Annotated in this window: 8 protein-coding genes; 4 read left to right on the top strand and 4 right to left on the bottom strand. The window is 50.7% G+C overall.

Annotated features, from left to right (window positions below):
- Positions 1-613 precede the first annotated feature (613 nt).
- Positions 614-2167 (top strand): glycosyl hydrolase family 18 protein, encoded by a 1554-nt coding sequence (locus WMW72_RS08400; RefSeq protein WP_341414980.1) that lies wholly within the window; start codon positions 614-616, stop codon positions 2165-2167.
- Positions 2168-2425: 258 nt separating this feature from the next.
- On the opposite strand, the gene WMW72_RS08395 is transcribed toward WMW72_RS08400, so the two are convergent.
- The 4 genes from WMW72_RS08395 to WMW72_RS08380 all read right to left on the bottom strand — a co-directional run bounded on the left by WMW72_RS08395 (position 2426) and on the right by WMW72_RS08380 (position 5851).
- Positions 2426-2794, bottom strand: a complete 369-nt coding sequence (locus WMW72_RS08395; protein WP_341414979.1) for a hypothetical protein — start codon at positions 2792-2794, stop codon at positions 2426-2428.
- A 136-nt stretch (positions 2795-2930) separates the two neighbouring features.
- Complete coding sequence (locus WMW72_RS08390) at positions 2931-4766, bottom strand: glycerophosphoryl diester phosphodiesterase membrane domain-containing protein (RefSeq protein WP_341414978.1); 1836 nt, start codon at positions 4764-4766, stop codon at positions 2931-2933.
- A 171-nt stretch (positions 4767-4937) separates the two neighbouring features.
- Positions 4938-5111 carry a hypothetical protein gene (locus tag WMW72_RS08385; RefSeq protein WP_341414977.1) on the bottom strand — a complete coding sequence of 58 codons (174 nt, stop codon included), beginning with the start codon at positions 5109-5111 and terminating at the stop codon, positions 4938-4940.
- 98 nt (positions 5112-5209) lie between these two features.
- Positions 5210-5851: a lysoplasmalogenase gene (locus WMW72_RS08380; protein ID WP_341414976.1), complete on the bottom strand. Its 642-nt coding sequence runs from the start codon at positions 5849-5851 to the stop codon at positions 5210-5212.
- A gap of 246 nt (positions 5852-6097) precedes the next feature.
- On the opposite strand from WMW72_RS08380, the gene WMW72_RS08375 reads away from it, so the two are divergent.
- The 3 genes from WMW72_RS08375 to WMW72_RS08365 all read left to right on the top strand — a co-directional run bounded on the left by WMW72_RS08375 (position 6098) and on the right by WMW72_RS08365 (position 13889).
- A complete protein-coding gene (locus WMW72_RS08375; protein WP_341414975.1) occupies positions 6098-9967 on the top strand; it encodes a helix-turn-helix transcriptional regulator in 3870 nt (1289 codons plus the stop codon).
- Positions 9968-10098: 131 nt separating this feature from the next.
- Positions 10099-13752, top strand: a complete 3654-nt coding sequence (locus WMW72_RS08370; RefSeq protein WP_341414974.1) for an S-layer homology domain-containing protein — start codon at positions 10099-10101, stop codon at positions 13750-13752.
- On the top strand, positions 13722-13889 hold the full coding sequence (locus tag WMW72_RS08365; RefSeq protein WP_341415184.1) for a transposase: 168 nt from the start codon (positions 13722-13724) through the stop codon (positions 13887-13889). The genes WMW72_RS08370 and WMW72_RS08365 overlap by 31 nt, the downstream gene beginning before the upstream one ends.
- Positions 13890-13993 lie beyond the last annotated feature (104 nt).

The raw sequence follows: 13993 nt of genomic DNA, 5'->3' as shown, positions 1-13993 counted from the left end.
TCGACAAACCCTTTCGTTTTCCTTACTATAGTTTTCTATGGTTATGTTCTCTGTCCGAAGGCAGCCACAGAGATGCGTCGCGTCGAACAAGCTCCATTTAATAGAAAAATATGAAATTTTATTGACAATTATTTTGACTCTGTATTATTCTTAATTTAATCTAAACAACTCAGAATTTCCCCTTCTACAAAAACCAACCTTCACTTCCTAAGCAGATAAGTTGAACATCCGCCTGCGTACCCACCCTATCCTTCGTACCCTACACGGTTCGTTTTATGACAGCCATATCAGGTTGACTCATTCACGCTTCCCTTGATACTTTCCAATAACGCCAGTTGACACGGATGGCCAGAATTGGCTTCTCGCGTCTGAGGTCATAGACATGCTGCCGTCTATTCCATGGTATGGAACTGATCGATGTATGAAGTCAATCGAAATGAAAACGATTACAAATAATCTTCTTTATCAGCTTGCTCGCCATCAGGTGTTCGTCGTATTGCCATGATGAAATCGATTTCATTTTATTCAAATTTGAAAGGAGGTGATGCGCTGCCCGATAGAGGCCGCATTGGCTAGTAGAAGTTCAAATCCAAAACAAAAAGGAGAATTTGTGATGAACTCAAATCGAGTTGCCTCTCCCCCTTCCCTAGGGAAAATCGTCCTGCTCTTCCTGCTGTCCTTACTGCTGTTCGCTTCGACATTGATCGTCGGACCGGCCAAGCAAGCCGAGGCCGCTCCTCTGCCCAAGAAAATCATCGCTTACCTCGCCGGCTGGGCGAACTGGACCGCCAATGATATCAAGGCCGAGCAATTGTCTCATATCAATTATTCCTTCGCTCTGATCTCGAACGGCCGAGCGACCATCACGAACAATGATCGCACGAAGCTGCAAGTCCTAGTCGGACTGAAATCCAGAAATCCGGACCTGAAGGTCGTGTTGTCCATCGGGGGCTGGGGGGCTAACGGCTTCTCCGACGCGGCTCTGACGGACGCCTCCCGCACGATCTTCGCGGATAGCCTCGTCCAGCTCGTCACCTCCAACAACCTGGACGGCGTCGACATCGACTGGGAATACCCGACTAATCCAGCAGCCGGGACGACAGCTCGTCCGCAGGATAAGCAAAACTTTACGTACCTGCTCTCCAAGGTCCGCGAGAAACTGAATGCCGCCGGGCAAACCACCGGCAAGCAATACCTGATGACGATTGCAGCCGGAGCCAGCAGCGGCTATCTGAACGGAGTGGAGATCAACAACATCACTCCTCTGCTGGACTGGATCAATCTTATGACCTATGACTTCCATGGAAGCTGGGATTCCACCACAGGGCATCATACCAATCTGTCGGCGAGGGACAACAGCGTCACCGCTTCGGTCAATCTGTTCCGCAACAGCGGCGTACCCGCCGCCAAGCTCGTCATCGGCGGAGCCTTCTACGGCAAAGCCTGGACCAACGTCCAAAATGGAAATAACGGTTTGGACCGTCCGGCTTCCGGAGGCTTCGACGTCGAATACAATAACATTGTCAGCCAGTATCTGAATAAAAACGGCTATACCCGGTATTGGGACAGCAGCGCCCAAGCGCCTTACCTGTTTAACGGGAATACCTTCATCTCATATGACGACCCGCAATCTCTGGCGCTGAAGGTTCAATACTTGAAGAATAACAACCTCGGCGGCATTATGTTCTGGGAGTACAGCAATGACAGATCAGGAGCGCTGCTTCAGACTATTTACTCGGAGGTCACGGGCAACAGCGTTCCGAATCCGAGCGGATATTCCTATCTCGTCGCTCAAGCTAACCAGCGGATCGTCTCTGCCGAAAACTACGGCAATGACCAATTGGTCGCCAACCGGCAAACTCCCGGCGACTGGGAACTGTTCGAGTTGATCACCAACTCGGACGGAACCGTATCCCTCAAGTCCAAAATCAATAATAAATACGTCACAGCCGACATCAATGCCGGAGGCGCGCTGATCGCCAAGGCTACCACAATCCAGCAGTGGGAGAAATTCAATCGTGTAGCGCAAAGCGACGGAACGATCGCGCTTCAAGCGCTCGTTAATAACTTGTATGTCACCTGCGACCTGAACAACGGCGGCAAGCTTGTCGCCAGCCGCAATTCCGTAGGTGGAGCCTGGGAAGCCTTCCGGGTTCAGAGCAATTAATCAATGAGGCCGTACCCTTGGCCTTAAGAGTATATCCATGAAAAAAGTGCGGGTCTGCCGTATGCCGTATGCCGCAGGCCCGCATTTCTTCTCTGCCTATCCCTCGCCCACTCCTTCACCGTCTCCTCTTCCTGCCTGATCAGCTCCAGGCTAATCTGCCCATGCTCCACCGTAATCAGGCGAAATGCAAGCAGATCCAGCCCTACCGCCGTCTGAACGAAATACCAGTTATGGTCCCTGAAGATGGAATTCGCATGATTATGACCGCAATCGGCAGCTTGCCCGACCCTGCTTCTTCCCCGTTTTTTCGGATATGCTCATCGATCCCCCTCTGTCCAGCGCCTGCAGATAGGCTGACATCTCGGAGGAAGACGGCGTATTCGCGAAGCAACACCTTTCCTTCAGGGGACAATATAATACAGCATTCATCCGGTTGCTACTCACCGTATCCAGCAGCGTTTCGATAGCGGAGCCGTACAGCTTAATCGTGAGCGTGCCTAGCGGATGGTCGTCCTGGAGGATGTTCTTGCTGACGTACAAGGCTTGCGGGAAGGCACGGAAATGAAATCGGGGGCGACGTCGGAGTGGATAAAGCTGCTGTTGGGCAATGTCCGCGTCCCGTACCAAGGAAAGGAAGACATGGTGGTGGATGTGAAGCGCTCCTCCTCTTCTTGATCAATAGGCGATGGCGTGCAGCAACAATACGGCACGTCAAACAGCCGGAGCATGACATAGCATGCTCTGGCTGTACGCAGTACGTTTCCTAAAAATTCACCCCATTCAACCACTTCTCCATAGCCGCCACAGGCCCTATTCGCAATTCCTCCACGAGAGAGAAGGCCTCCTCGGGATAATCCGTAATGATGCCATCGACGCCCAGGCTGAAGAAGCGGGACATCTGCTCCTTCTCGTTCACGGTCCACACATAGATCGGCTTATGATTCCGCTTGGCGGAAGCGACCACCTTCTCGTTGACCATGTACTCCTCCATCACCACAAAGTCGGCGCGAATTTGCCCCATATCGGGCACACCGGCGAACATGATATAACCGACCTCAAGCTCCGGCTGCGCGGCTTTCACTTGCTGAACGATCTCATAATCCAAGGACTGTACGACGCAATTCGCCTGGAACTGCTGCTCACGCATAATCCGGGTGAAGGTATTCACCAAATCCCGCTCTTTGCCATGCGTCTTGATCTCGATATTCAGCTTGATGCGCCCTCTGGCCGCGTCCATCACTTCCGCCAGACTGCTGATGCGGCCGGTCAAATTCCCCTGCCTCACTTCCAGCTGCCTCAGCTCATCCATCGTCAGATTGTACACTTCGGCATTGCGGCCCGTCAGCCTCTTCAGGTTCGTATCATGAATAACGGCGAGTTCCCCGTCCTTGGTTTCCAACACATCGATTTCAGCATAATCCGCCTTGGCCTCGATGGCCCCTTGGATCGCTTCGATCGTATTTTCGGGCCCCTTGGCCGTGTAGCCCCGGTGAGCCATGATCGACACCTTCTCATCGCCAAGCTGGACGTCGCCTAGCGCCGGTACGAGCACAAGGGCTGTCGCCAAAGCTGTGAGCAGGCCTAGCACGACCAATTTTCTTTGGTGCTTGTGCAGTAAGCCGCGATTCCGTGAGGAACGGGTTTGCTTCTCCTGCACGTCCAGCTCAGGCAGAACGGAATGGCTCGGGTCGGCTTTGGCCGTGTAGATTCGGGTGAGGGTCGTGATGTAAAGCGGCGTTAAGAACAAGGTAGCCAGGTACAGAGCTATGACAGCACTCTTCGAAACGATAGAGCGTATGATTTCAGCCATTCCCGTCTGCCCGGACCATCCTGCATAAATGAGGACCACCGCCCCCAAAACCAAGGCCATCATCAATAGAACGACGATCAGGTACAACAGTATGGCGCAGATGATCACGATCGTGATGCGGATATAGTTTTTCTTCAGGATGGCCGCGCTTTTCTTGGCAGCTTGGCGGAAGCTTAACGTTCCCTCGATGACGATCATGTGCAGCAGGAAGGTCCAGCGAATGTTAAAGAACGTTAGGACGCCAAGCACAACCACGTAGAGCAGCGTGCCCCAGCCTGTCTTGAAGAGCTCTCCCGAGATAAAATTCGGAATTTGCAGGGAAGGCAGCAGGGTGGCGCCAAGCCCTCCGCTCAGCAGAGGGAAAATGAGCAGCAGGTAGAGTGCCCAGCCGACAAACCCGTATTTGAACAGCGAAGGAAGATAGGCCAGTGATTGCAGGAATGCTGGAATTAGCCCGATTCTCTGCTTCTTCTGACCGTAATACGCAAGGAGGACCAGCACCGAAAACTCCAGGAAAATCAGGATCGTAGCGACCGGTATCAAGATCAGCATGCATAAAAAGCCGTATCGGCTGATCACGAAGTTCAGCAGCTCGTAATTCGTGGCGCCGGCAAAGCCGCCCACGCGGAGCATTCCATGAAAAGTGAACGAAATCGCCGGAATAAAGATGAAAAACGTCAGCGTCTTATACAAGAGCTCAAAGATGAACACGGATCGAAAATTAAAGATCAGCGTTCTGAAAATATCGGCAACCTGCCTATGTAGGGGAACCCTGGAAACTCGACGCATCTTAAGCACCTACTTGTACAAAGGATCGATCCATGACCCGGCGAGCGATGGGTCCGCCTGGCGATGAAATATCCTTCATTTTAACACAAGGACAGGAAAATCACGAAAAGGGATGGGAATAATACCCACCCTGCGTTATGAACACCTTCCCCCGACATTCGTTTTTGCTGGCTACTCTTTATTTAATTTTTCAAGAATTTTTTGCAAGGTGGTATTGATGTTCAATAAGGCCATGAATACAAATCCTAACATAATAAAAGTAATAATTTCCTGCGTAAAAATAGATACGACGGCCAGCAATACGGCGTAGAGTATATTCAGATACCCATTTTGAATAAACTTCAATTGAGAATCCTCCTTCGCTAATATCGAATAGGTAAATTATACAAAAAAATACTCGAAAAGGCTTGGGTTTTCAGCCGATTCAAGTATTTGAAATAGCGTCAAGACTTCTTTTCCATACTGAGAGCAATTAAAAACTGCGCCGAATAGTAGGTAATCATCACCCCGTACTTTGCCCACGCAAGCGGAGCGACAAACATATTCCAGGCAAGCAGCGAATCGGACAGAAAGAATAGGACGGCTCCTGCTACGGCAATTCGGCTCCTGCTAATAACGGCGCTCCAGATCATGATGGAAATGACAATGACATAGATGAGCACCGGCATCCATAATCCGCTGTTTCCGCTTGTATACATGCCTTCTTGGAGTTTCCGTAGTAAGAAATAGGAGTACACTGCAATTGGAATAAGAGAAAGCCAATGGACGGAGGAGAACTTCCACTTCGTGATAAACGCCATGATATATACGAGATGCGCTGCCAAAAACGCGAATAGTCCTGCCGCAAACCATTGTTTTCCCGGTAACAGCAACAAGCTGTCGCCAATGGCAGAGAGGAATAAACCGACAATGATGCAAGTTTTATAAGCTTTAGAGACATTGCGGGTTAAACCTGCCAGCCCCATAATAAGAAGGATTGTCCCCGGCTTTAATATCCAGCGCAACACCGTTTGTTCGCCTGCCATGGCGAATAAGTACCCTACCCCGGAAACTATAATAGCGGCTATTAACAGATTTCGATACATAGGCCGTTTCCCCCAATATGAACTTATTTTTGCACGCTGCGCTTGTTCTGCCTGTCGGCAGCATGCCCGAGGTCAGTATAGTTCACTATAACTATTCGCACATATGCCAAATGGTATAGAACACTCAATAACAGCGGGAAACTGCCGATAATATAGATGAAGGAAGCTCAACGGTCTCTATTGTCGAACTACTGTAATTGACCTGCAAATGGATGTACGAAGTGCACAAAAGGGGTAGTGTTTAACATGCAAGAGCTTACCAAGGAGATCCAAATCCCGGATGAAATATATGGTAGAGAAGATGAACTTGCCGTTTTACAAGAAGCATTCCGATGGGCCGCTCTCGGCTCCACAGAGTTAGTTGCCATTTCGGGGCAGCCCGGTGTGGGGAAATCCTCTCTCGTGCTAAAAGCCTTCAGGTCCACCGTCATCGGAACGTGTAAATTCGCTTCAGGCAAATTTGATCAGTACAGTACAGGCATCCCTTATGCGCCTTTTATAAAGTGTTTTCAAACCGTTATTAAGCAAATACTGACCGAGCCTGATCCCATTCTTCAAAAATGGGCCGAGAGTGTTCAAGAGGTGGTCGGTCCGAACGGAGCCGTCATTGCGGAAGTGATACCGGAAGCGGAATGGCTTCTAAAACCGTATCCTCCTCTGGAGCCAATTCCGGCCATAGAATCGCAGAATCGGTTTGAGTCGGTGTTTCTCCGCTTCGTTCAAGTATTCACACAGTTGGATCATCCGCTCGTTTTGTTTTTTGATGATGTGCAGTGGGCTGATGAAGCTTCGCTTCGACTGCTGCACTCGTTGATCGTTGCCCCCGACAGTCAAAATCTGCTTGTGATCGCCGCATACCGTGACCAGGAATGGAATGAGAACATCAACCAGATCGAGCAATGGATGCTTGGAGGAGTACATGCCGGATATTCAATACGCCGGATTTCGCTCAAGCCGCTCGAATTCAGGCATATACAGAAGATGGTGGCGGATTCCATCGATTGTCATACATCCGAAAGCTCTCCTTTGGCTCAGTTGTTATTTGCCAAGTCATTGGGAAATCCGTTTTATTTGAAGCAACTGCTCCAATCGGCCTTCGACGAACAAAGCATTCGGCTTCATCCCAATGGAGGATGGGAATGGCAGCTGGAAGCTCTGAGAAAACTGCCGGAAATCGACGGGCAAGTCGATTATTTGATCGATCGGATCAGCAGAATTCCAATGCGCTCCAGAGAGCTGCTTGTTGTGAGCTCATGTCTCGGCAACAAGTTTAATGCTCGATTGTTAAGCGCCGTGAGCGGTTATACAGAGGACGAGCTGAACCAGCATTTGGCGTCCGCCATGCAAGACGGGCTGTTGATTGCGGTCGATCAGGAGGATACCGTCCTACAATATCAATTTACACACGATCGAATTCAACAGGCGGCTTATTCGCTGCTGGATCGTCAGCACCTGATGGAAGTCCATCTGATCGCAGGGCGCTATTTGATGAAGCAATATTCAAGCGACAAGGATCAGCCTTTGTTCGATATCGTAAACCATCTCAATCATGCGCTCGAGCTGCTATATCCGGAGGAACGCGAAACGGCTGCCGAATGGAACGAGGAGGCGGGCAGGAAAGCGATGCAATCTGCCGCCTATTCGACAGCGCTGCAATATTTTAAGACGGGCATTGAATGCGCTCCAGACGATTTCTGGAATCGCCGCTTCGAATTTACATTTCAAATGCATGTAAAGTGTGCCGAGTGCGCCTATCTATGCGGGCAATATGATCAGGCAGACGCCATACTTAGCGCCGTACTGAAGCGGACGCGCAGTTGGCCGGAGTGCGTGAAGGCGTATACATTGAGAATCGAGCAATACAGCAATATGGGAAAATATTCGCAAGCCATTGAATTGGGGCTTCAAGCGCTAAGGGATGCCGGCATTCGAATATCCGACCGGCCGCATAAACTGGTTATTCTTAAGGAAGTTCAATTAACGAAGCGGCTGCTCGCGAAGAGGATGGAGGAACTGCCCGCGTTGCCCGAAATAACAGACCCTCAGGCCAAAGGCGTGTTGGAGCTGTTAGCGGCTCTTGTGGCGCCGACGTTCTTTTTCAACCGTGACGTGTTCGCTGTCATTGCATCCAAATTCATACGGCTCGTATATGAGCACGGCTCCTCTCCGGTAGCCCCCGGTGTATATGCGGCTTATGGCATACTGCTAGGTACGGCGCTTGGTCAATATGAACTGGGATACCGTCTGGGGCAAATTGCGATCGACTTGGTGGATCGGTCCACCCATGCTTCGGTTAAAACCAAAGTGCATGTCATATTCTATGGTGTCATCTCCCCTTGGATACGATACGACCGCGACGATGAAGTCAAGCTGGAGCAGGCTGCCAGGCTAGGCTTGGAAGCGGGAGATTACGTATACGCAAGCTATGCGATCGGCAGTCTTATCAATTTGTCTTATGTCAGAGATTCGATGGACCACATGTTTGAGGTCAACCGCCAAAGCTTGCAAGTGATCGAGCAGACGAAAGAAGAGCTTGTTTTCAAAAACGCTTTAATTTATATGGAATTGGCAAAGATATGGAAGAACCCAACTGGAGACATAGGGCCGATCACGGGTGGACGGACATCTGAAGCTGAATTTTTGGAAGAAGTCATGAAAGAGGAAGGCCAGGCTGTAACGATGTATCAACTATACACGTATAAAACGCAAATGTATTATTTGTTCGGACGGTACAGGGAAGCGGTTCGCTTCGCTGAATTAGCCAATTCCTATGAGCATTTGTCGGCTCATGCTCCTCACTTGTCAGAGCATCATTTCTACGAGGCGCTGTCGATTGCAAAGGCATGGGAGGCATTTTCTGCAAGCGAAAAAAGCGCGTATTCGAAGATATTAAAGCGGAGATGCCGACAGTTCAAAGCATGGGACAAGATGTCTCCGGAAAACTTCAGACATAAGTGGCTGTTGATTCAAGCGGAGATAGCCCGGTTAAAAGGGGCGGAGCAGGAGATGGTCGATCTGTACGATCGTTCCATTCAATTTGCCCGTGAGCGCAATTATGCCCAGTATCAAGCAGTGGCTTGCGAGTTGGCAGCGAAGTATCATTTGCAAAAAGGCAGAGAAAGAATCGCCCGCGGATATATTCAGGAAGCTTATGACATGTACGGCGTATGGGGTGCGGAGTCCAAGCGACACGGCTTGCGTATGCAATATCCGCAATGGTTGCAGGAATCAGTGAATAGCGAAGAACAGGCGGCTTCACTTATACCGGACAAGGACCAGGATTCAACGCGAGCAGATGACAAGGCGAGCTCCGACAATGCTGCTAAAGGTGACACGGACACGATGCGGCAAGAGGCTGCTGCTAAAGAAATTGACTTTGGTGTGATTGTCAAAGCTTCCTTGTCATTGTCCCAAGGGTTGGACTTGAAGGAGATTTACAAGCATCTGCTGGAAATCATTATAGAGACTTCCGATGCGGTAAAAGGATGCCTGATCGTAGTTAGGAACGGTGAGCTGCATGTAGAAACCGTTATTAAGGCTAACGGTGAGATTAGCGAGCTGTCTACCGCGTTGTCGGATAGCGAGGATGTGCCGGCGTCCCTAGTACAATATGCTTCGCGGCTCGGGCAATGGGTCCAAATCGAGAATGCCTCGCAGGATGATCTTTTTCAGACCGATCCGTACATGACCCGGAACCACTGTCAGACGGTTTGTTGTTTGCCGCTTTTTTTACAGGAGCAGCTTTCAGGCTTGCTCTATTTGGAAAATAGCCGGCGTAGCCATACGTTTGCACATGACAGCATCGCGACGATTCGTATTTTGGCATCGCAAGCTCTGTTCGTCTGGAAGCTGTCCGGCTCTTTCGGAGACATGCCTGTCTCTCCGGTCACGCCGAATGAACCGAAGGATGAGTATTCCATGGACGCCTTGACCGACCGCGAGCTTGAAGTGCTGAACCTGATGGCATCGGGAATGACCAATAAGGAAATTGCTTATCAGTTGGGAGTTACGGCAGGTACAGTCAAAGTTCATATCCATAACCTATTCAGCAAATTAAACGTGAACAGGCGAACGAAAGCTATTGCCGAAGCCAAGAGGAAAAATATACTGAGTTAATCGGAATACGACGGATGTGAGGATGCGATGAGCATCCTTTTTTTGTCCCTCTATACCATTTGGTATATGCGGATTCCTGCCATGACGGATATGATCATGACAAGAAACTATTTAACTAGGAGGATATTGTTTTGGGATTCAAAAGCAGGTTCAGACGTTGGCAAATCATTCTCACTTATATTCTCATTGCGGGGCTTCTCGCCCTCGGAGGCGGGGTTCCCGTTCAGGCCGATTCAGGTGCTGGCAACAGCTCCTTCAGCAGTTTTACGGTTACGACAGAAACACCCGCTTATTTCAGCGGTTATCGGGACAACCAGGGAAATTATACGAAAGAAACGCCGGCCTATCACTTCAAATTTACGACTGCCGACAATTTGCAGGTGGGGGACATGATTCAAGTCGCGCTGCCACATTCGTTTAATTTCGTGGGAAACCCGGGATTTTTTTGGTCGGCCAATAAGGCCGTTCCGCTGGCTAATATTTCTGCTGTAGTCAACGGAACGCCAAGCGGCATTATTGATGCCGCAACGACGCAGTATTCGGATGACGGGTTTCCGGCATTGTCGTTCCAACTATCCAGCGCCATAGCTAGCGGTGCTATAGTGGACGTTCGTTTGGCCAATTTTTTGATTACGCCTGATTATCACCGCAGCAGACCGGGGCTGATGCCGTATGCGCTCCGTTCGAGCGGCAACTCTCATCCATTCTCGACGACTCATGGCTTGTTTACCCGCAATGTTGCCAGTTACTATCCGGACGCCAACTCGTATGCGGCATCGGCCGTCACGGGTTATCATTTCAAGTTTACCGTCATGCAGCCTATAGAACCTAGCGGAACGATCACGATGGTGTTTCCTCAGGGAGCAACAGTTCCTGCTTGGGTCGACGCATCTAAAGTCAAAATCAACGGGACGCCGGCGGCTTCGGCGGTTGTGTCCGGCAATGAGCTGACCGTTCAATCGACGACTGTATTACCGAGCTTCTCAGCAGCTGTGATTGATATCGCCCCGTCTGCCCAACTCGCGAATCCGTCTGTACCTGGCTATTACAATTTCGCCATCAAGACGAGCGTCGATCCGATGGCTGCGACCCGCAGGATCGGAATCATCTCCGCATCGGGCGCTTCCTTAGCCGACAACCCGTCCCACAACAAAGGTTATGTGGACGAGGGCAATACCCATTTGCGCTTTATGTTTACCGCACCTACGATACTGAAGGCAGGAGATACGGTTACCGTATCCAGCGCTCCCGGTACGGTATTGAGCGAACCCGGCATTTCCGCAGCAGATATCACCTTGGAATGGGCATCGGATGATCAGGAGCACAACGTCTCCGCTGCGGCTTCCGTAACCCGGATCGCTGACAACAAGCTGCAATTCGTCCCTCCTCCGGAATATTACGTCGATCCCGACTATCATCTCATATTCAATATTCCGAAAACGATCGTACAAGGCTACGGAGAATACGAATTTCAAGTATCCACTTCGCAGCAGGTCATACCTGCAAGCGTGACGCTATTAGTTGCTCCGCCCCAGATTCAAAATTTCAATGTGAATGCCAGCACTAGAGTTGCAGGCGCACAGAACGTATCCTATACGTTTGCTTTCCAGACGAATGAACCGTTGGTCGCAGGCGACGATTTCAATCTCATATTTCCGCAGGGAATCACAGTCCCGCCGGATATACAAGCAAGCTCCGTTACGGTCAATGGGGTCCAGGCGAGTGGTGTTGCATTTGATAGTTTCCTGCGCAAACTCAACGTAGGCGTCCCTATGAATTTGCACCTGCTAGATGCAGTTTCCATTACGATCACCGGGGATGCAGGACTGACCAATCCGGCTGTCGGAGAGTATTCGTTCAGCGTGTATCCTACATGGTACAGCAATAAAGAAGCGACGCAAACGCTCAATTTTGCAACGATGACGGGAATAGCCGTATCGCCGAAAACCGTGGAGCTGAAGCTGGGAAACACCGTCAGCAAGCAGCTTCAAGTAATAGCGAGTTTGTCGGATCAGACAGCACAGGACGTGACAGCGGCAAGCTTCGGCACGACGTACAGCAGCAGCGACACGACCGTCGCGACGGTCAAGCCGGACGGCCTGATCGAGGCCAAGCAGGCAGGCCAGGCGGTGATCACGGTCACCAGCGGCGGATACACCGATACGGTGAGCGTCACGGTAGCGAATGCCGACGTGCCAACGCCGACCGTCACCGGGATTGCCGCATCTCCAAAATCCGTGGAGCTAAAGCTGGGAAGCACCGTCAGCAAGCAGCTCCAAGTGACGGCGAGCTTATCGGATCAGACGGCTCGAGACGTGACAACCGCAACCTATGGTACGGTGTACAGCAGCAGCGACACGACCGTCGCGACGGTCAAGCCAGACGGCCTGATCGAGGCCAAGCAGGCGGGCCAGGCGGTGATCACGGTCACCAGCAGCGGATACACCGATACAGTGAGCGTCACGGTAGCGAATGCCGATGTGCCAACGCCGGCCGTCATCGGGATTGCCGCATCGCCAAGATCCGTGGAGCTAAAGCTAGGAGGCACCGTGAGCAAGCAGTTGCAGGTGACAGCGAGCTTATCGGACCAGACGGTACAAGACGTGACGAACGCAACCTATGGCACGGTGTACAGCAGCAGCGACACGACCGTCGCGACGATCAAGCCGGATGGCCTGATCGAGGCCAAGCAGACAGGCCAGGCGCTGATTACGGTTACGAATAGCGTCTACAGTGACAAGGTAAACGTCACGGTAACAGCGGATCAGCAAGGAGGGGGTACAGATACAACATCTTCTAGTGGCAGCAGTCATTCGGCCCCTCAAGAGATAGACAGTGTGGAGAAGTATATCGTTGCCGCCGAAGGAGGAAGCCTTGTCTTTGATGGAGTCGCTTCCGTACAAATAGCTCCGAGCTCCTTACCTGCAGACGGGAAAATAAAAATAGCCAAACTGCCAGCACAACATTCACCTCTTGCAACGGGTCTGGAAAGGCTCAGCAGGAATGTCGTGGAGTTCACCAGCAGCACGGGCAAAACATTCAATCGACCGGTAACGCTTGGTTTCAGCTATAATCTGCAGCAAGTGGGCACAGGTTTGAAGCCGGCCGTGTATGACTACAACGAAAGCCAGGCTCGTTGGATGTACTTAGGGGGCAAGGTGAAAGGAGATGGTACAATTGCCGTCGAAGTCAACCATTTCGGCAAGTTCGCCGTATTTGCATCTAGCATAATCGGGTTTGCTGATTTGAAAGGCCATTGGGTAGAGACGTATGCAGACCGTCTGATCGGCATGGGTGTCATTCGCGGCTTTGAAGATCAAACATTCCGTCCCAATCAGAAAGTGACCCGAGCAGAGTTTGTGAAGATGGCTGTCGATCTATTAGCATTAAAGCCTACTGCGGCTCCCGCCGCTTTCGCAGATAACGATTCGATTCCGTTTTGGGCAAAGGGCGCCGTCGATTCGGCTGTTGAGGCAGGAATCATCCAAGGCTATGAAGAGCAGGGCAAACTTTGGTTTAAGCCGAATCAATCGATAACTCGCGCGGAGATGGCCGTCATTCTCTCTAAAGTATTGGAAAAGCAGCGGATTAGCGGGAGTGTAGACAAGGTTGCGTTTTCGGATCAGGCGAGCATTCCGGATTGGGCGCAGTCAGCGGTTCATGCCATAGCAAGCTATAAAATCGTTAGCGGCTATGAAGACGGCACATTCCGCCCGGACAATAACGCCACGAGGGCTGAAACGGTAAAGATGCTATTTATGTTATCGGAGTTCTTGCCTCTTTAGCTTTATGGCAGGCGAACTTAAGCGCAATAGGAAACAGTCCGAATGCCAAACAACTAGTTGCCTATGCTGGTCTTGACCCTGGTGTCTACAGTTCGGGTAAACAAGCTTCTCCATCAAGTCTATGCCATCCTCAATAAAGAGCAGCCCTACCAAATCTAATACCATAATTATCCGGAATCCTTCACGCCAGTGAAGGATTCTTGTTATGCTCAAAAAAGAGTATACCAATTTCTAAAACATT

This window comes from Paenibacillus filicis, from assembly GCF_038070315.1.
GTDB lineage: Bacteria > Bacillota > Bacilli > Paenibacillales > NBRC-103111 > Paenibacillus_G > Paenibacillus_G filicis.
The sequence above is the reverse complement of the archived record's forward strand: the minus strand, read 5'-3'. Positions and strand labels throughout refer to the sequence as shown.

Coding starts and splice junctions, on each gene's coding strand:
- WMW72_RS08400 (WP_341414980.1), top strand. CDS start 614: ATGAACTCAAATCGAGTTGCCTCTCCCCCTTCCCTAGGGAAAATCGTC.
- WMW72_RS08390 (WP_341414978.1), bottom strand. CDS start 4,766: ATGCGTCGAGTTTCCAGGGTTCCCCTACATAGGCAGGTTGCCGATATT.
- WMW72_RS08380 (WP_341414976.1), bottom strand. CDS start 5,851: ATGTATCGAAATCTGTTAATAGCCGCTATTATAGTTTCCGGGGTAGGG.
- WMW72_RS08375 (WP_341414975.1), top strand. CDS start 6,098: ATGCAAGAGCTTACCAAGGAGATCCAAATCCCGGATGAAATATATGGT.